At 62.1% G+C, this 18,797-nt stretch carries 17 protein-coding genes; 11 read left to right on the plus strand and 6 right to left on the minus strand.

What is annotated here, in order from left to right:
- Positions 1–185: 185 nt before the first annotated feature.
- The 4 genes from H8S23_RS07955 (at position 186) to H8S23_RS07970 (ending at position 3,740) form a co-directional block, all read left to right on the plus strand.
- Positions 186–407: an ABC transporter permease gene (locus tag H8S23_RS07955; RefSeq protein WP_186887796.1), complete on the plus strand. Its 222-nt coding sequence runs from the start codon at positions 186–188 to the stop codon at positions 405–407.
- 141 nt (positions 408–548) lie between these two features.
- The gene (locus H8S23_RS07960; protein ID WP_243165920.1) at positions 549–1,586 is read left to right on the plus strand and encodes a nucleoside hydrolase; all 1,038 of its coding nucleotides are present in this window, start codon (positions 549–551) and stop codon (positions 1,584–1,586) included.
- A gap of 327 nt (positions 1,587–1,913) precedes the next feature.
- Entirely contained in the window at positions 1,914–3,110 is a 1,197-nt protein-coding gene (locus H8S23_RS07965; RefSeq protein WP_186887797.1) for an MFS transporter, read from the plus strand.
- 141 nt (positions 3,111–3,251) lie between these two features.
- Positions 3,252–3,740 carry a MarR family winged helix-turn-helix transcriptional regulator gene (locus tag H8S23_RS07970; RefSeq protein WP_186887798.1) on the plus strand — a complete coding sequence of 163 codons (489 nt, stop codon included), beginning with the start codon at positions 3,252–3,254 and terminating at the stop codon, positions 3,738–3,740.
- An 88-nt stretch (positions 3,741–3,828) separates the two neighbouring features.
- Here the strand turns inward: H8S23_RS07970 and H8S23_RS07975 are convergent, their stop codons facing one another.
- Positions 3,829–5,760: a fructose-1,6-bisphosphatase gene (locus H8S23_RS07975; RefSeq protein WP_341479904.1), complete on the minus strand. Its 1,932-nt coding sequence runs from the start codon at positions 5,758–5,760 to the stop codon at positions 3,829–3,831.
- Positions 5,761–6,009: 249 nt separating this feature from the next.
- Between H8S23_RS07975 and H8S23_RS07980 the strand changes: the two genes are divergently transcribed.
- Complete coding sequence (locus tag H8S23_RS07980) at positions 6,010–6,963, plus strand: DMT family transporter (RefSeq protein ID WP_243165921.1); 954 nt, start codon at positions 6,010–6,012, stop codon at positions 6,961–6,963.
- On the plus strand, positions 6,953–7,798 hold the full coding sequence (locus tag H8S23_RS07985) for a pentapeptide repeat-containing protein (RefSeq protein WP_186887800.1): 846 nt from the start codon (positions 6,953–6,955) through the stop codon (positions 7,796–7,798). Before H8S23_RS07980 ends, H8S23_RS07985 begins: the two co-directional genes overlap by 11 nt.
- Positions 7,799–8,138: 340 nt before the next feature.
- Here H8S23_RS07985 and H8S23_RS07990 read toward each other — a convergent pair whose 3' ends face one another.
- Both H8S23_RS07990 and H8S23_RS07995 read right to left on the minus strand, forming a co-directional pair.
- Positions 8,139–8,702, minus strand: coding sequence for a glycerol-3-phosphate responsive antiterminator (locus H8S23_RS07990; RefSeq protein ID WP_186887801.1), 564 nt, complete (start codon positions 8,700–8,702; stop codon positions 8,139–8,141).
- Positions 8,703–8,741: 39 nt separating this feature from the next.
- Complete coding sequence (locus H8S23_RS07995) at positions 8,742–9,476, minus strand: acyl-[acyl-carrier-protein] thioesterase (protein ID WP_186887802.1); 735 nt, start codon at positions 9,474–9,476, stop codon at positions 8,742–8,744.
- 503 nt (positions 9,477–9,979) lie between these two features.
- Between H8S23_RS07995 and sdaAB the strand changes: the two genes are divergently transcribed.
- Positions 9,980–10,642 (plus strand): L-serine ammonia-lyase, iron-sulfur-dependent subunit beta, encoded by a 663-nt coding sequence (sdaAB, locus tag H8S23_RS08000; protein WP_186887803.1) that lies wholly within the window; start codon positions 9,980–9,982, stop codon positions 10,640–10,642.
- 20 nt (positions 10,643–10,662) lie between these two features.
- Positions 10,663–11,541 carry an L-serine ammonia-lyase, iron-sulfur-dependent, subunit alpha gene (sdaAA, locus tag H8S23_RS08005; protein WP_186887804.1) on the plus strand — a complete coding sequence of 293 codons (879 nt, stop codon included), beginning with the start codon at positions 10,663–10,665 and terminating at the stop codon, positions 11,539–11,541.
- A 431-nt stretch (positions 11,542–11,972) separates the two neighbouring features.
- Here the strand turns inward: sdaAA and H8S23_RS08010 are convergent, their stop codons facing one another.
- Positions 11,973–13,355 (minus strand): MATE family efflux transporter, encoded by a 1,383-nt coding sequence (locus H8S23_RS08010; protein WP_186887805.1) that lies wholly within the window; start codon positions 13,353–13,355, stop codon positions 11,973–11,975.
- Positions 13,356–13,876: 521 nt separating this feature from the next.
- On the opposite strand from H8S23_RS08010, the gene H8S23_RS08015 reads away from it, so the two are divergent.
- The 3 genes from H8S23_RS08015 (at position 13,877) to H8S23_RS08025 (ending at position 15,964) form a co-directional block, all read left to right on the plus strand.
- The gene (locus H8S23_RS08015) at positions 13,877–14,437 is read left to right on the plus strand and encodes an RNA polymerase sigma factor (protein ID WP_186887806.1); all 561 of its coding nucleotides are present in this window, start codon (positions 13,877–13,879) and stop codon (positions 14,435–14,437) included.
- The gene (locus tag H8S23_RS08020) at positions 14,434–15,306 is read left to right on the plus strand and encodes a hypothetical protein (RefSeq protein WP_186887807.1); all 873 of its coding nucleotides are present in this window, start codon (positions 14,434–14,436) and stop codon (positions 15,304–15,306) included. Before H8S23_RS08015 ends, H8S23_RS08020 begins: the two co-directional genes overlap by 4 nt.
- Before the next feature lie 130 nt (positions 15,307–15,436).
- Positions 15,437–15,964 (plus strand): DUF3592 domain-containing protein, encoded by a 528-nt coding sequence (locus H8S23_RS08025; protein ID WP_186887808.1) that lies wholly within the window; start codon positions 15,437–15,439, stop codon positions 15,962–15,964.
- Between the two features lie 293 nt (positions 15,965–16,257).
- On the opposite strand, the gene H8S23_RS08030 is transcribed toward H8S23_RS08025, so the two are convergent.
- The gene (locus tag H8S23_RS08030) at positions 16,258–17,130 is read right to left on the minus strand and encodes a zinc dependent phospholipase C family protein (protein ID WP_186887809.1); all 873 of its coding nucleotides are present in this window, start codon (positions 17,128–17,130) and stop codon (positions 16,258–16,260) included.
- Positions 17,131–17,352: 222 nt separating this feature from the next.
- On the minus strand, positions 17,353–18,714 hold the full coding sequence (locus H8S23_RS08035) for an MFS transporter (protein WP_186887810.1): 1,362 nt from the start codon (positions 18,712–18,714) through the stop codon (positions 17,353–17,355).
- Between the last annotated feature and the right edge of the window lie 83 nt (positions 18,715–18,797).

The following is an 18,797-nucleotide window of genomic DNA, read 5'->3' on the forward strand; positions in this document are numbered from 1 at the left end:
TGCATGTTCCCAATATCCCGCTGCGGCGCAGCTGCCTGTGCGGACAGAGGAGATACGGCCTCACTGAGCTCGAAGCAAAAGCAGTTGACAATTTTGGAAGAGGGTGATATATTCTAAATGCCATATAGTTTTATAGATAAACCGTCAATCTATTAAACTAATTGTTTCCCGCCGGGCGCGGTTATATGGCCTTCTCGGCGCAGAATCTGGGCAACGGCACCCCCATCGGCACTTTTCTGGCCAGCTTTATCTTCGGCATCGCCGACGCGCTGTCCAGCACGCTGCAGGTGCTCAGCCTGCCGGCCGAGTTCATCCAGATGATCCCCTATCTGACCACGGTCATCGGCCTGATCCTCTACGCCATGAGCCGCAAGCGCCGCGCGGCCAAAGCGCGGGGCAAGCTGTAAAAAAGACGGGGCAGGGGCTGCGGGCCGGCCGTCTGTGTGAAAAAGCGCGCGCGCAGGCCCTGCCGCCGATTTTAAAAAATTTGATTTGCCGTTTGCAAGGCTCGCTTTTTGGGCGGCGCGCGGCAGAAAGGGTTGGTAGTTATGATGAAAAAGATCCCGGTTATAATCGATTGCGACCCCGGCCATGACGACATGATGGCGCTGGTGCTGGCGTACGGCAGCCAAAAGCTGGACATCCGTGCGGTGACGACGGTGGCTGGAAACAACACCATCCGGAACACCACGCAGAACGCGCTCAACGTGCTGCACTATATCGGCGCGGACGAGATCCCGGTGGCCATGGGCTATCAGGACCCCATGGTGCGCAGCCACGCGCAGGTGATGGAGTCGTTTATGGCGTCCCGCAAAAAAATGCGCCCTCAGGAGACGGTGCCCGCAGAAGAGAAAAAGATCACCGGCGCCAGCGTGCACGGCGTCAGCGGGATGGACGGCTTCACCTTCCCCGCAGAGAACCCGAAAAAGGCCTGCGGCCTGCACTCGGTCGAGATGATGGCGAAGGTCCTGCGGGAGAGCGATGAAAAGGTCACGCTGATCGCCACGGGGCCGCTGACCAACCTGGGGTTCCTGGTGCGCCTGTATCCCGAGCTGCTGGAAAAGATCGAGCGCATTTCCCTGATGGGGGGCACCAGCGAATTTGTGCTGAGCCGTCCGTTTATGGAGTTCAACACCTTTGTGGACGCCGAGGCGACAAAAATCGTCTTTGAGAGCGGGGTGCCCATCACGATGTTCGGTTATGACGTCACCTATCGGGTGCTGTTTGACCAGGACACCGTCGACCGCCTGCGGGCGCTGGGCAACAGGACCGGCGGCATGGTGGCGGACCTTTTGTCCTATTTCCGTGAAAACCACAACAAAGCGCTGACCCGGCTGGAGCTGGGCGACCGCGCGCCGATCCACGACGCCTGCGCAGTGGCGGGCGTGATCGACCCCACCCTGGTCACCGACAGCCGCAGGATGCACGTCGACATCAACATCGGCGGCGAATTTTTTGACGGGGCCACGGTCTGCGACTACGCCGGCGCCCTGGAAGCCCTGCCCCAAAATGTAGAGGTGGTCTACGATATGGACACGGGCCGTTTCCTGGACAGCCTGATCGAAGCCGCGGGCAGATGCCTGTAAAGCGGCCGGCCGGACCCGGTAAAAACAACGGCTGAGCCCCGCCCCTTTTTTGCACAGCCGGGCGCTTTTCCGCAGCGCCAAGGCTGTGAGGGTGGCGCGGCCGTCTGCCGCGGCTGTCCGCAGCGGCGGGAAAAGCCCCTGCCTGGGCCCGCTTTTTCACTGCCTGTCCTTTCCAACCGCGTCCCTGCGAAAACGCCGGTCAAAATTTGCCATGCCGCCCTGCGCGCCCCCCGCCGCCCAGCCGGGGCGCGGCGGGGGCGCGCAGGGCAAAACCGGCGGTTTCCTTTTGTGTTTTGAAATTTCAGATGAAATGGATGTGAAAGCCCGATGGATCTGAAAAGACAGAAACGGCAATATCTCTTCATCTGCCTGGTCTATCTGTTTTATTACGCGTCGTATACCTCGTATTTCTCTTTTCTCACGGTATACCTGAAAGGCTGGGGCTACGGCACGAGCGATATCGGTCTGATCATGACCTGCAACTCGCTCATCAACCTTGTCTCCCAGCCGCTGCTGGGACAGCTCAGCGACACCCGGTTCCCCATCAAGCGCATCGTCACGGTGGGCATGCTGGTCACCATCCCCGGCGCCTTTTTGCTGGGGCCCACAGCAGGCTTTTTTCCGCTGGCGCTGGCCAGCATCCTGCTGGTGGCTTTTTTCGATTACTCGATGATCGGCCTGCTGGACACCTGGACCAATCTGGCCAAAGCGGATAACCCGCGCATCAACTACAGCGTGGCGCGCGGTATGGGCAGCCTGTCCAGCGCGGTGGCCGCACTGGTCATCGGCGACGCGCTGGCGCGGTTCGGCAACGACAAGATCTTTCTCTTCCACGCCCTTTTCATGGCGCTGGCGCTGGTGTTTGTGCTGCTGTTCCAGGGCATCCCCTGTGCCGGCCGCAGGGAAAAAGGGCAGAAAGCCGAGTCGATGGGCCAGGCGCTGCGGGCGCTGTTCCGCAACAAAAAGTACCGCTACTATATCATCGCCGTCTTTCTGGTGAACATGGGCTGGCGGGCCATCCTCACCTATATGCCCAGCATCCTCATCGATTTTGGGGGCAACAGCCGGCACCAGGGCATCGCCATGGCCATGTGCACCATTGGCATCGCCCCGTTTATGTTCTTTTATCCGCGTCTGCTCAAGCGCTTTGGCATCGAGCGCATGATCCAGGTGGGCTATCTGCTCACCGCCCTGCGGGTGCTGAGCATCTGTCTGGTGCGCGATCTGTGGATGATGGTGTGGATCCAGCTGTTCGAGTCCATCTCGTTCGGCATTTTCCAGCCCTCCACCATCGAGTATGTGAGCACCATTATCCCGCCCAAAAACCGCGCGCTGGCGGTGACGGTGGGCGCTGCGGTGCAGATGGCCCTGTGCGGCACGGTGGGCAACTATTTCGCCGGTATCTTTCTGGAGCATTTCAGCTTCCGCTGGATGTTCCTGATCTTCGGCGCGGTGGCCCTGGCCGGGTTTGGCCTGATGCGCATGAGCGTCAAGGCCCCGGCAGAGGCACAAGAGCCTGCCTGACGCCGCAGAGCCCCCCTTGTTCCGCCGGCGGAATTGTAGTAGAATAGGACGCATGATATGGAAAAAACGGCCAGGTACAAGCTTCCCGGCCGGCAGGGCGCCCCTGTTCGGCCTGCCGCGGGGCGGACGCGGGGTGAGCGGATGAAATACGAAAAAGAGCTGCGCGAGCTTTCCGACATGGTGGATAACCTGTATATGCACGGGCGGCTGATGCGCTCGGCGGAGAACAAGCCGCGCTATTACGGCAGCGATATCCTGCTGTTTCCCAACGAGGTCTACACCCTCAAAGCAATCGCGCAGGAGGAGGGGATCAATCAGACCGAGCTGTCGGAAAAGATGTTCCGCACCAAAGGCGCGACCTCCGCGGTGGTGCAGAAACTGGTCCAGAAAGGGCTGGTGGTGCAGGTGGACGGCGAGACGGATTCCCGCATCAGCCGCCTGTACCCCACCGAAAAGGGGCGGGAGGTCTATCAGAACCATCTCGAGTACGATATGAGATATCTCGAACACCTCTCAAAACGCCTGGACATCAGCCTGGAAGAGCTGGCGCAGGTGAACCGGGTGCTGCGGCTGATGAACTGGGACTTTGTCCAGCGCCGCCGCCGGGGAGAAACTATCGCCGCCGAGTGAGCGGGACAGGCCCCGCATCCGCCGCAGGGAGAATGAGAAAAAAGCCGTGTGCATCCGCACACGGCTTTTTTTGCGGCGGCGCGCCCTGTCAGCCCCGCTCGGGCAGCAGGCCGCCCCGGTAGGCGGCGAGCAGTTCTTCCAGCCGCGCGATCTGCCCGCGCAGCAGGGCGCCGGTGTCCGTATCGGCCACCCGCAGGCGGCGGGGCATGGGTTCCACGATCTGGACTTTCGGGGCGCTGGCGGCGGGGTTTTGACGGATCTCCTCAAAGGGGCGATGCTCCGCCAGGGCCAGGTGATGGGAATTGAAGATCAGCGTATAGCCGCCCAGGCCGGTGCGGCCGTGATAGGCCTTGGAGATGCCGCCGTCGATGATGTAAAGAAGCCCGTCCCCCTTGCGCGGGTGCTCGCCCGCCCGCACGGGCACGTGCCCGTTGACGATGTGAGAACCCGCCGGCGGCAGGCCAAACTCGGCCAGGATCTTTTCGCAGGTCTCCCGCTTTTCGATAAAGGTGTAATAAGGGTCCAGCGTCTCCTGCCACAGGGCTTCGTCGCCGGTGAAGTAGCGCTCAAAGGTGGAGAGCTTGCTTTTGCCGAACAGGGGCGAGCGCGGGCCGCACCAGAGATACCAGATATAGTCCAGCGCATCCTCGCGCGCGGGGCTGCCGGGCGCGCCGAAAAACGCGTCGTGCAGCTTGCGGTCCACCGCGTCCAGATAGGCGCGGCCGGACAGCCGCCTCCCGTCCAGCGTCACGGCGTCGAAAGCGCCGTCCGCCGTCATGGGGATGCAGCCGTGGTACAGCAGGTTGCCGTTGCAGATCTTGTACATGCCCCCGTGGGAGAACAGAAACCGGAAATGCCGCCGCAGGGCCCTGCTGTGGGTGAAAGAGAGGGTCAGCGTGTCCATGAGCGCCTGTTCCTCCGGTGTGAGCGCCAGAGGGTCGGCCGGGTCGACGGTGGGGAACAGGCGGTCCTGCAGCGGCACGGTGCGGCCGTCTGTGCACAGGGTCCCCGCGCGGTAGTCCACCCGCTCCAGCAGGCTGCGCTCCGCCATGCCGTATTCCGGGTGGCGGCGGTAGAGCTGCCCTTCCAGTTTGAACTGGATGACCGCGATGGCTTTATGCATTTTTGCGGCCAGCGCCTCGTCCACCGGGTCGTAGGTGTTCTGATCCAGCAGATGCGGGCGAAAGACCGTGCAGGGGTCGTGGCGGTAGACCTGGGCGGCAAACATCGAAAGGGCGCGCAGATTGATGCCGTAACCGTCCTCCAGCAGGTCGAAGTTGTTGTAGCTGATGCCCAGACGCACCACGCTGGCCGCGCACACCGGGCTGCCGAGATAGGCGCCCAGCCAGTGGATGTCGTGGTTGCCCCACTGCACGTCCACGTCCGGAAAGGTCATCAGCTGCTCGATGATCTCATCGGCATGAGGGCCCCGGTCAAAGATGTCGCCCAGGATGTGCAGCCGGTCCACCGCGCAGCGCCGGACCAGGGCGCACAGCTCGGTGAGAAAGCCCACGGCAATGCCGGTGGCGGTGATCGAGTCGATGATGGCCGCGTAGTACTCCTCCTTGTTCTCCTCGGTGTCCGCGTGAAGCAGTTCATCCAGGATATAGGCGAAACGGGCGGGCATCATTTTGCGCACCTTGGAGCGGGTGTATTTGGAGGCAAGCTGGCGGCAGACCTGCACCGTCTGGTAGATGGCGATGCGGCACCAGTCCTCAAAGCCCGGCTGCCCGGCGCGCGCCGGCAGCACAGTTTCAGGCTGCGTGATCAGCAGGGACAGTTCCTCCCGCTGCGCCAGCGGCACCGAGCGCGCGAACAGGCCTTCGATCTTGTCCCGGATAACGCCGGAGGCGGTGTTGAGCAGGTGGCCGAAAGCTTCCGCTTCTCCGTGCGGGTCGCTGAAAAAATACTCGGTGCCCTTGGGCAGGCAAAGGATGGCGTGCAGGTTGATGATCTCGGTGGAGACGGCCTCTGCCGACGGAAAGTCTTTCGCCAGCAGGGCCAGCAGGGTCTCATCCAAAACGGGCCTCCTTTTCTCCCTTTCAGGAAAGGGTGTCACTGTCCCCATCCTAGCAGGTTTGCCCTGCCCCGTCAATGCGGGGGAGGGGCAAAAGCCAGGGGGAACGCGCACCGTGCCGGGTGCGGCGGCGGAAAACGGCCCGGGACGCGGCGGGCCCGGTCTTGCCGGCAGACAGGGTTTTGTTCTATAATAAGCCGTGAAACAAAGAGCGGATCTTATCATCGGGGCCGCGGGGAGACCGCGGCCGGAATGGAGCATCGGATGGAAAAAGAGAGAGGGAGCCGGCGGCTGGCGGGGGTGCTGTTCACGCTGGGCGGCGGCATCTGCTGGGGCATTTCCGGCTGTATGGGACAATACCTGTTTGAGAGCCGCGGGGTCACGGCGGATTGGCTGGTCTCGCTGCGGCTGGTCGGCGCGGGGCTGTTGCTGCTGCTGACGGGCTTTTTTGCGGAGGGAAAAGATCTGTTCGCGATTTTCCGCAGCCGCAGGGACGCCCTGTCCCTGGTGACCTTTTCCGTTTTTGGGATGCTGCTGTGCCAGTTCACCTATTTTTCTGCCGTGCAGTATTCCAATGCGGGCACGGCCACCGTGCTGCAGACCCTGTCGCCGGTGCTCATCCTGGGCGTTTACTGCGTCCGGGAACGGCGCGGCCCGCGCCGCGCCGAAGCGGCGGCCATCGCGGGGGCGCTGCTGGGCACCTTTCTGCTGGCGACCCACGGGGATCTCACCGGCCTTGCCCTTACCCCGCAGGGCCTGGGCTACGGCCTGGGGGCCGCTGTGGGGGCGGCGCTTTACACGCTGCTCTCCTCCGGGCTGCTGGCAAGGGGCTATAGCACCTGGACCGTGGTGGGCTTCGGCATGCTGTTCGCGGGGGTGCTGCTGTCCGCGTTGGTGCGGCCCTGGAACACCCGGGTGACCTGGGACGGCGGGCTGCTCTTACTGCTGGGCGGCATCATCGTGGTCGGCACCGCGCTGGCGTTCTCTCTTTTTCTCAAGGGGGCCAGCATCGTGGGCCCGCTCAAGGCGAGCCTGCTGGGCAGTGTGGAGCCGGTGACGGCGATCCTTGTGTCCGCCGCCGTGCTGGGGGCAAAATTTACGGGCTGGGACGCCGCGGGTTTTGCGCTGATCCTGGGCACCGTATCGCTGCTGTCCCTGCCGAAGCGGGCAGCGGGGCAGAGAGAGGGGAAAGCGGATGAACAGTGAGCTTTGGGGTGAGGACCGCTATCCGGCGCTGACGGCGGAGCTGCGGGGCGACTGTACGCGCTGCGCGGGCCTGTGCTGCACCGCGCTCTGGTTTTCAAAAAGCGACGGGTTTCCGGCGGACAAGCCGTCCGGCGTGCCGTGCAGACACCTGCGTGCGGACTGGCTCTGCGCCATCCATGACCGGCTGGAAGAACGCGGCTGCCGCGGCTGCCGCGCCTATGACTGCCTGGGCGCGGGGCAGCGGGCCGCGGCGCTCTGCTCCGGCCTGCGGGAAAACGGGGAGCCCGAGGGGCGCGCGCAGCTCTGCGCGGTATTTTTGACCCTCGTCCGGCTGCGGCAGACGCTCTGGTATCTGGTCTGCGCCGCTTCGCTGCGCCCGGCGGGGGCGCTGCTCCCCGGGCTGGAACGCCTGATCGCGGAGGAACAGCGGTTGGAGGCGATGCTGCCGCAGCCGCTGCCGGCCGGGGCGGAGGAACAGTGGAGGAAAAACGCCGATCGGACCCTGCGCCGCGCCATTTCCCTGACCCAGCAGCAGGTGCTGCGCGGGCGTCCCGCCCGGCAGGTCAGGGACGGCGCCGGGCGGCGTCTGCGCGGCAGCCTGACGGGGGCGGATTTCGGCATGGGGCTGCTGATCGCGGCCGATCTCTCGGGCTGTGTGCTGACAGGGGCGAATTTTCTGGGCGCTGACCTGCGGGACGCAGACCTGCGCGGGGCAGACCTCAGCGAGAGCATCTTTCTCACCCAAAGCCAGATCAACGCGGCCAGAGGAGACGGGGCCACCCGGCTGCCGCCGCGCCTGAAGCGCCCGGAGTGGTGGTGCGAAAAGACGCGCTGAAGAACAGGCGGCATCCCGGCCCGTCTGTGCGGGAACCGCAGGGACCGGCAGCCCTCCCACGCAGGGAGGGCCGCCGGTCCCTTTTGCCGCCGGTGTTTTTTGTACCGCGCGGAAAAAAGCTGGCCCGGGCGGCACGCCTTTCTCCGCTGCTGGCACGGGCGGCTGAGCGGCTGAAAAAAGGCTCCCGCGGCGCTCTATCGCAAAAACAAAAAGGCAGCCGGGTCACGGCTGCCTTGGACAGTTAAGGCAAAGGATGGTCTGCGGAGCGGGCGGCGAAAACCTTCCCCCCCGGGCAGTCCGGCGGCCCTGCCCGGGGCACAGGGCGCCGAAAGGCCGGTGCTCACATGAACCACACGTCGTGGTTGGTGGAGGACACCGCCGCGGCGCCTGCGTTCAGCGCGTTCATGACGTCCTCCTTTGTCTTGATCAGGCCGCCCGCGATGACGGGGGTGTCCGGGTGTTCCCGCGCGATCCCGGCGATGGCGGAGGTCATCAGCCCGGGCAGCACCTCCACCATATCCGGCTTGCTGGTGGCGAACTGCCGGTCCACGTTGGCCGCCGCGATCGAGTCGAGCAGGAAAAAGCGCTGCACGGTCAGCAGGCCCTTGGTGCGGGCATATTTGAGCAGTGCGGGCTTGGTGGAGATGATGCCGTCCAGCTTGGTGGTCTTGAGGAGAAAATCCACCGCCACGTCCTTGCCCGCCAGACCCTCGATCAGGTCCAGATGCACAAAGACGATCTTGCCCGCGGCCTTGACCTCGTCCACGATATCGCCGATGTCGCAGATGGTGCCGAAGAGGATGAAAAACACCTCGCTGTCGCAGCTGAGCGCTTTGCGCATCCCGTCGTAATCCTTGACCGCCGCAATGATGGGCGAGCCCTTTAAGATCTCGTGCAGTTCCATGCTCCGATCCTCCTTTTCCTCTCCCGGCCGGGGCCGGGCTCAAAACAAAATATTGCCCTCAAAACAGCGCGCGCCCTCCCGCACGCCCTCCACATACCAGCAAGGCGCGCCGTGATAATCGGCCCGGCCGCGGGCCAGCGCCATCGTCTGGCCCAGCGGCAGCTCCACCCGGTAGGCGAGAACGGCTTTGCGGAAGCCGCGCTCTCCCAGCCAGACTTCCGCCGGCAGCGCATCGCAGAGGATATCTCCGTAATAGGTGTTATTCAGATGCCCGTTGAGGTCCACGCGGGAGTAGACGGCCGTGGCCTGGCCCGCATCCTCCTGCACCTGCGCCCGCACCACCGAGACGTCCTGTTCCTTTTCCACCCGCTCAAAAAACGGTATCACCAGCCCCTCGGGCGGGCGGCGCAGCACCCGGCGGCTGTCAGTGTCCGCCAGCACCCAGCGCGAGTCCACCGCGGCGGCCAGCGCGCCGTCCTCGCCGTAAAAGCTGGTAAATCGGTTGTAAAAGGCGTGGGCCGGGGCGCTGGGTTCGGTGACGATCCGCAGCTTTTCCCCCGGGCGCAGGTCCCGCATGGTCTCCACGCTGGCCTTTACCAGCAGAAAAGCGGTGTGGTAGCCCAGCAGATAGCTGGTGGTCACCCCCACCGCGTCGCAGTGGCCCGTGGCGGCCTGCTGGGCGCGGCGCAGCAGCGCCCCCAGGGTCATGCGGTTTTTCAGGTCGCATTCGGTCTGTTCGATCAGGATGTCTTTGGTATAGGTCGCGATTTCCATTGGATTCTCCCGGATGTTTTTTGCTGCGGCGCAAAAGGCGGGGCGTTTCCCCAGCGCCGCTTTTTGGCGGCGCTTCAGCCCCGGGCCCCGGCGCGGAGGCTTAAAGCAGGGGCTGTTTCAGCGTCCCGGCCTGCTGCGGCCGCTCTTTGCCGCCTCCATTATACCGCAATGCCGGCGGGCGTGCAAACGGCCGTGCGGGGCGAGCGGGAAGCTGCGTGCGGCGTGCGCGGGGAACTGCCGTCCGGGGACACCTCTGTGCGCCGCGCCGCTGCGCACGGGAACGCGCGGCCCGCCGAAAGCACGGGGCGCAGGCAATATTTGCCGCGGACATCCGGCGTCGGCGGTGCGGGGGCGCGTGGGACACGGCTGCAGCAGGGCGGGACCGGGCGGCACGGGGGAGGCCCCGGCGCGCCGCGCGGTTCTTTTGTCTTGCGCAAAGCGCGCAAATGGGGTAGAGTAATAGAAAAAGGCGGCCGCAGCCGCCGCGCAAGGGGGAACACAAGATGAACATCAGCCTGTTCGAGGTGCTGGGCCCGGTCATGATCGGCCCCTCCTCGTCGCACACCGCCGGGGCGGCCAAACTGGCCCGGGTAGCCCGCATCATCGCCGAGCGCCCGTTCCACCGGGTGACTTTTGGGCTGTATGGGTCCTTTGCAAAGACCGGCGTGGGGCACGGCACCCGCCAAGCGCTGCTGGCCGGCGCAATGGGCTTTCAGGAGGACGACGAGCGCATCAAGAATATCGAGCCGCTGGCGGCCGAGGCGGGCATGGAGTACGAATTTTATGACGTGGAGCTGGACGATGCCCATGAGAACACGGCGGTGATCACCTTTTACTGTGACGACGGCGGCGAGACGCAGGTGACGGGTTGCTCAGTGGGCGGCGGACGGATCAAGATCACCGACATCGATGGCCTGGCGGCCAATATCCGGGCCGAAGCGCCCACCCTGCTCATCACCCAGAACGACAAGCCGGGCGTGGTGGGCGCGGTCAGCGGGCTGCTGGCGGAAAGCGGCCTCAACATCGCCGTCATGCGGGTGTCCCGGGTGGCGAAAGGGGATATTGCAAACTGCGTCATCGAGACGGACGGGCGCATCGGCAGCGACCTGGTGCAGCGCATCCGTCAGCTGCCCAACGTGCGCAGCGTGCGCGCCATCAACATTTGAATGAGGGGGAGGGACAAAAGATGTACAACACGATCGCGGATCTGGTGGAAGAGCAGCGCCGCACCGGCGAGCCGCTGCACCGCATCATCCTGAAGAATGAGATGGAGCTGTCCGAGCTCAGCGAGGACGAGATCTACAACGGCCTCAAAAAAAGATATGAGGTGATGGTGGCCAGCGCCAACAAAGCGCTGCAGCGCCCCCAGAAAATGGTGCTGGGCCTTATCGAGGGACAGGCCAGCCGGCAGCAGCAGTATGTGGGCGCAGAGAGCATCTGCGGGCCTTTTCTCAACGAGTTGATGGCCATGGCCCTGTCCTGCAGCGAGGTGAACGCCTCGATGGGGCGCATCTGCGCAGCTCCCACTGCGGGCAGCTGCGGTATCCTGCCGGCGGTGCTGCTGGCGGTGGCGGGGCGGTATGGCTCCAGCGAGAAAGAGATCCTCTCCGCTCTGCTGGTGGCCGGGGGCTTTGGTGCGGTCATCGTCAAAAACGCCACGGTGTCCGGCGCTGAGGGCGGCTGCCAGGCCGAGTGCGGCGCAGCCGCGGCGATGGCAGCCGCGGCCGCGGTCACGCTGGCGGGCGGCACCGCCGAGATGGCGGCCAACGCCTGCGGCATCGCCCTGATGAATGTGATGGGCCTTGTCTGCGACCCGGTGGCGGGGCTCGTGCAGCTGCCCTGCAGCTACCGCAACGCCTCGGGCGCGGTGAACGCGGTGCTCTCCGCCGATCTGGCGCTGGCGGGCCAAAGCTCCGTCATCCCGGCAGATCAGTGCGTCGACGCCATGTACCGGGTGGGCAAAAAACTGCCCATGGAGCTGCGGGAGACCGCGCTGGGCGGCATCGCGTCGCAGCCGGCGGGCAAGGCGTACGCAAAGCAGCTCAAAGAGATCGGAAAGATCTGACCCGCCGCGCCGCCGGCAGGCAGATCGAAACGTCGGGCCGCGCGCCGCGCGGCTTTTGCCGGCGCCCGGGCACGGCAAAAAAGGCGGCGGCCCGTCTTGGAATACCTCGCCCGGGCATGGCGATGCGCGGGGGCGACGGAGGGGCCCGGTGTAAAGGCGGTTTTGGCCGCTCTCCACTGTCACTCCCTGCCGGGGCAGCGCGGCCCGGGCGCCGGGCCTGCCGCGAAAACCCGGACGCAGTGGAAAACCGTCGCCCGCAGAGGCGCACGGAGAGGCTCAGAGCACAAAAAGACGTCCCGCAGTGCAGGCGGGACGTCTTTTTTGCCTTTTGTGGGGTCAGGCCTGGGGGGCCGTGACCCGTGTCTGTGCCGCACCGGGCTGGACAGAGGCGCTGCGGGCCAGGCGCAGGCGCCGCGGGCCGGGGCCTCCGTCTATGCCTGCTTTTCCGGCGTGGGGCATCCGCGGATGAGCACCGGGTCGCGGCGGAACAGCTGCGCCAGCATCAGCGCGGCCGCGGCCGCGGCTGCCACCTCGGCGACGATGAAAGAGACCCACACGCCCTCCAGCCCCATCGGCCCGGCCAACAGCCAGGCCAGCGGCAGCGTGATGGCGAATTGCCGCAGCAGGAAGATCACCAGGCTGGAACGGCCGCGGCCCACCGCCTGGAACAGGGTGGGGATGCAGCAGCCCAGCGCTGCGGGCAGATAGCTGCACCCCAAGATGCGCAGGGCGGGTACGCCGATGGAGGTCATCTCCGGCCCTGCGCCGAACAGCGCCAGCAGCGGGCCGGGCAGCAGCACAAACAGCAGATTGCCCGCGGCCAGGATGGCCGCCGAGACGATCAGGCTGTCCCGGAAACAGGCCACCACGCGGCCGCGGCTGCGGGCGCCGTAGTTGTAGCCCATGATCGGCATCGCGCCCTGGGCCATGCCGCTGACCGGCATAAAGACAAAGGTCTGCAGCTTGTAATAGATGCCGAACACCGAGACCGCTGCCTCGGAAAAGCGCATCAACAGGCTGTTGAGCCCCATCACCAGCACGCTGCCCAGGCTGTTCATCAGGATGGTGGGCGCGCCCACGTTGTAGATCTCGCCGATCACCGCGGGGCGGAACTTGAGACGCCGCAGGTCAAGCCGCACCTCATGCTCTTTTTTGAACAGAGAAAAAAAGGCAAGAGCCATCGAAGCCAGCTGGCCGATAATGGTGGCCAGGGCTGCGCCGCGCACCCCCATCTCAGGGAAGCCGAACAACCCGAAGATCATGATCGGGTCAAGGATGATATTGACCACGCAGCCCAGCGCCTGCATCAACATGGGCCAGACCATATTGCCGGTGGCCTGCAGCATTTTTTCAATGGCGATCTGTACCTGCTGGCCCACGCAGCCCACCAGAACGATAAACAGATAGTCCGCCCCGAGCCCCAGGATGACGGGGGAACTGGTGAACATGGACAAAAACGGCTTTGTGAGAAAAAGCCCCAGCAGCACAAAGAGCAGATAGTGGGCCAGTGAGAGCAGCAGCCCGTGGGCCACCGCGCTGTTGGCGGCGTCCCGGTCCCCCTCGCCCAGTTTGCGGGCGATGTAACTGCTGATACCCACGCCGGTGCCCACCGCCACGGCAAGCGCAAAGTTTTGAAGCGGAAAAGCGAGGCTGACCGCGGTCAGCGCGTCGGCGCTGTAGCGCGCTACGAACATGCTGTCGATGATGTTGTACAGGCTGCCTAGCAGCATGGAGAGCATCGGCGGCAGCGCCATGCTCATCAGCAGCGGGAAAACAGGTTTTGCCGCCATCTTGTTGTTTGGAGCAGAGTGCATTTTAAAAACCTTCCTTTCACGGTTTTGTGCGGCCGCAGGTCCCCGCGCCCGGCCCGCAGAGGGGGCGCGGCAGCAGGGACGGAAATTGCGGCGTTTTTTCTTGAATGGGTGCAAAAAAGCACAAAAAAAGATCCCAACCGTCTCTGTTTCAGTTATCCAGGGAAACAGAAAAAGTTGGAATCATTCCGGCAAAGCCGGCGAACATTCAATTTTTACTCGCTTAGTATAGCATTTTATCTGAGCATTGTAAAGAGAAATGGGAAAAACTCCCTTTTTAAAATAAGCGTTTGAGAGTAAAAGCTTTGTCTGTATCACGAAAGGACCGTCCTATAACAGGTCCAGCGATGCTGAACGCGAGGGACCGCTCTCGTCTTTAAAGCGGCCTGTTTCCATCTACAGGCAGGATCGCAGCGGGATCGGGCAAAATAGAAATTTTTTATCAAAAATGTGTAGGATTTTATCCCGGAAGTTGTGTAGATAGATGAGAGGCTCAAAAATAAAAAAGGGGAGGTGACTTTCCCATGGAGGACCAGAAGATCGTACAGCTTTACTGGGACAGGAATGAGAAAGCGATCTTGGAGACCTCCGCCAAGTACGGCGTCTACTGCACTTCTATTGCAAAAAATATTCTTGGAAACACAGAGGATGCAAAAGAATGCGTCAACGATACCTACTTGAGCGCGTGGAACTCCATACCGCCCCATAAACCGAGGATGCTGTCTGCATTCCTTGGCAAGATCGTGAGGAACTTGTCCCTGAACAGATACCGGCACAATGCCGCAGCTAAGCGCGGCGGGGGGCAGCTGCCGCTTGTTTTGGAGGAGTTGTCGGACTACCTGTCCGCAGGGGCTCCTGTGGAACAGGAGATGGACCATAAGGAACTTGTCGCCGCGATCAATGATTTTCTGGATGCGCTGTCAGCCGACAAGCGAAACATATTCGTCTGCCGATACTGGTATTTTGACAGTCTCTCGGATATTGGAAGCCGTTTTGGTATGACAGAGAAAAATGTATCTGTGACCCTCAGCCGCCTGCGTTTGAAACTGCACAACTATCTATCCAAGAGGGGGTTTGACCTATGAAGAAGATCGATTTTTGTGAAGTTCTCAGTGACATTGATGAAAATTATATAAAAGAGGCGCATGCACCGCGTGTAAAGAAAAGGCCCGGCTGGGTGAGATGGGGCGCTGCGGCGGCCTGTCTGGCAGCGCTGGCCGTTGCTGTGGGCTCTGTGCTCCCCACCTGGTTCAACCGTCCGGGCGCTTTATTGCCGGGTCATCCGGATGACGTTATCCTGAATGATCCGAGTAACGATGCCCCTCCGGCCGATTCGAAACTCCATATCAGCATGGAAGATATCGTGTTCAATGAGATCTCCGAATTTGCAGACGCTGGCCGCAGATGGTATGACCCTGACCTGTATGATGAGGTCACCTGGGATAAGGACGAGATCATGGATTACTATGGAAAGGACCTGACTCCCGCCTATATCTCCGAGGGACTGACGCCAGCGCCCGGCAATGAGACCGCAGTGGTGATCACCGATAAGAGGGGAAAAATTGCAGAAGATACCGTATGGCTCGGTTTTTACCACGCCTATTATAAAGACGGCAGCCCCAAATTGACAGAAGAGATCGCAGCGGTCAAGGGCTTTTCTATTATTGTTTCAAAGATCGGGCTTTTGAACGATTGCATTTATCTCCTGCCGGAAAATGAGGCGAAAACTTCTGATATAGACGGAACAGCAGTAACTTTTGGATATCGTTCCATGCCTTATGGACCATATGCCCCGGATACACACGAGCCGTCCGGCCATTATGATATGTATGTGGCTGAATTTGAGCGGGATGGCATAGAGTATCAGCTTGTTGCGGAACAACTGGAGAAGGAAGAGTTTGTGAAGATCGTGTCGTCTGTCATTTACGGGGAGGAAGCAACAGTGGATAAATAATTCTTGCGATTGGATGACGAGTATCTTTTTCTCTTGCGGGAAGTACGGCTTTTTCTTGTTGCAGATAGATGGAACTGGTATAATATGGATGTCAAAAAACGCCGGGATCAAGTCTGCGAGGGGAAACGTTATGTCTGAATTGCAAATTGCGTGGTTGGAATTGATAACGGTCGGAGGGCTTGGCGCGATATTGATTTTGACTGGTATTCTCCTAAATATCGTCCTTAAAAAGCGGTGTGATCTGTGTACAGATAAGACCAGCGGGACCGTGGTGCGGTACGGATTTCCAGGTGCAGGAAGAATGTATCCAATATTGGAATATACGGTTGCCGGGAAGCATTATCAAGCCAGGAAAAAATTTCGCGGGGTAAAGATAAAGAGAATATCCGGATTACCCGTACCTGTGCAGTCAAAAGCCCATGAAGATGAAAAAGGGTGGCTGCATGTGGAGATCGGCCCTGTTGCAAATGTGCGTCAGTTGGCAGAGCAGCTGTGGCCGATCGGCAGCAGGATGGCGGTTTATTATGATCCGAGCGATCCCCAAAAGTGTTATGTGGACAGACCAATTTCCAAAAGCTTTACCTCCACGATGTTCCTCCTGATGGGTCTGGCAACGATACTTTTAAGCGTGGCGGTCTTTTTTTTGATGCGGGTTTAAGCGGCAAAATTTATAAAAATAAATTTAAAGAACATGCAGGGAATACTTTGATATCGAAAACGGTATCCTCACTGGTTCTGATGGGGAGGAACACATAAAAGAGGGCTTCACCGAAGAAAGGGGAAGTCCTCTTTTATGTGCTTTCGCGAATAGAGGGAGAAGCAGGCCGGTATCAGCGCCTGCACTAAAAAGGGGGTGCGAAAATCGTTTTTCGACGGGCTGACGCGGAGAAAAGCGGCGTGCCTGCCGGCCTGCTTTTTCTGCAGATGTTGGGGCAGGTGAGGCGGGCGGCGTCAGCAGGGCAGGCCGGTCTCGTAGCTGGCGCTGCCCAGCAGCCGTGCCAGATCGTCCAGCGGCAGCCCGCCGTCCCAGTACCGCCGCAGCGCCGTCAGGCGGCCGGCCCCGCGCTCTTCCGCGGCGGCCAGCAGCGCGTCGATCCCGCCCGTTTTTTCCTCATCGGTAAAGGGATCGGTCCATTCCTGCGGCAGGCCGGGCAACAGCTTGCGCGGTTGAGTATGGCTGAGCGCGTAGTGCGGTTTTTTGAGGGCCGCGTCGATCCCGCGGGCGGCCAGCTTTTTCACCCCAAAGCGGGAGCGGAAGAACCAGCGCGCCAGGCGGAAATGGGAGAACGCATCCACCACGGCGGGAAAGGGGAGCTGTGCGCCGTACACCTCACCCACGGCGCGCACCAACAGCGCCGCCGTTTCGCCCAGTTCCGCCGTGATCAGGGGCGGGGCGACCAGGTCCAGGGGCGGCAGCCCGCGCCCGCCGTCCCGCCGCCAGAGCGCGGTGTCCAGCGCCGCCTCATAATAGCAGTGCCCCTGCGGAATATCATAGGGGGCGCCCTCTGCCGTCAGAAAGGCCACGTAGGGATGGGCCAGGCTGTCCAGCGCGTTGTGCAGTGCAAAGCCTGCGGCGTAGCTCTGCTGGGCGGGCGTGACGGCCAGCCGCGCCAGGGCGGCCAGAAACGGGCCCGCCTGCTCGGCGTGCAGGCGCTGGGCCAGAGAGGGCAGGTCTGCGGCCGGACGGCTTTCCCAAAACCGATAGACGAAAAACGGGTCGGGCCCGTTTGCGCCGGCCCGGAAAGCCACGTCGGAGGGCAGGCTCACCCCCGAAAGGGCCAGCGCGTGCCGGGCGGTGCGGATATGTGCGTATGCGTCGGGCATAAATGGACCTCCCAAAAACCGGGCGGCGCCCTGCCGCCGCAAAAGACCGGGCCGCCCGGCGGCGGTCCGGTCTTTTCGGTTCAGATCAAGTATTTGTGGAATGAAAGACAGTTTATCCTGGCGCCGCGCTTTTTTGGCGCTGTGCGGCAGCCGGGCGGATGGCCGTAAAAACAGCCGTCCGGGCGCACCGGGGCGGTCAAGGCGGCGGCATGGCGGAGGGAATTATTTCTGTCCCTCGGCCTCCCGCTTTTGATAGCGGGGCAGCACGAAGAAAAAGAGCGCCGCGCCGATCAGGAAGATGATCAGGATGCTCAGCACGCCCCAGGGAGCGGCCCGCTGGCTGATGGCCTCCAGCAGGGTGGCGGGCGCGGTGGCCGCATCGATGCCCTCGCGGCGATAGATCACATTGGCGGCGATGGCGGAACACAGCCCCACCAGCGACGGCCCGATGATGGCGGAGAATTTGCCGAAGATGTCGTAAAAGCCGAAAAATTCGCCCGAGCGGTTTTTGTCAGGGATCAGCTTGCCAAAGGTGCTGCGGGAAAGCGCCTGGATGCCGCCCTGGCTGGTGGACACCAGCACCGCCAGCACCCAGAACTGCCACTCGCTGCGCACAAAAAAGCCGAACACCGTGATGCCCATGTAGATGCAGATGCCCACGCCCACCATGAACTGTGCGCCGAACCGGGCCGCCAGCTTGGTGTAGACAAGGCAGAAAGGCAGCCCCAGCACCTGTACCAGCAGCAGGGCCAGCAGCATGGAGGTGGAACTGAGCCCCAGCGTGTCGCCGTAGCTGGTGGACATGTGAATAATGGTGTTCACGCCGTCGATATAGAAGAAATAAGCCAGCAGAAAAACAAACATCGTCTTGTAGTGGAAGATGTCTTTCATCGTTTTGGAAAGGCCGCCGACCGCCTGCCGCACCGCGCCCTTTTCCCGCTTGACAAAACTTTTCTGCTCTACGTTTTTGAGCAGCGGAAAGCTGAACACAAACCACCAGACGGCTGTAAACCCGAAAGCGAAAGAGAGGCACCAGAGCATATCGACCCCCACCGCGTTCAGGATCAAAAACGCCAGCAGCGGGATGGTGGAGCCGCCGATATATCCAAGGCCAAAGCCCATCGTGGACACCCGGTCCATCCGCTCGTTGGTGGTGACGTCGGTCAAAAAGCTGTCATAATAGATGTTCGCGCCCGCAAAGCCGATCTGGCTGACCACATACAGCACCAGTACCGCCAGGCCGACTTTTTCGGCCACAGCCTCGTTTTCAAACCCGGTGAGCGGGGTGACGGCAAGCCCGGCGCAGGCAAGGACTCCCACCACCATAAAAATGGTGAACAGCTTTTTGCGGAAGCCCTCAAAATCGCCGAACACCCCCAGGATGGGGGCGGCCAGCGCAATGATCAGCATGGCGATGCTGGTGGCGTAGCCCCACACGCTCATGCTGGAGGCCGAGTCCCGCGTGAAGCCGGCCACAGTGTTGTAAAAAATGGGCAGGATGGTGACCACGACCACCGAATGGGCGCTGTTGGCCCAATCGTACATCATCCAGCTCTTTTCCTGTTTGGTAAAACTCTTCAGCAAATGATTCACCCTCGTTTCCGGCCGCAGGCGGGGGCCCAAAGCGGCAGTGTGGCGCGGGCGCGCGCAGGCGCGGCCCACAGCCT

The organism is Anaerofilum hominis, assembly GCF_014287275.1.
Taxonomy (GTDB): Bacteria; Bacillota; Clostridia; order Oscillospirales; family Ruminococcaceae; genus Pygmaiobacter; species Pygmaiobacter hominis.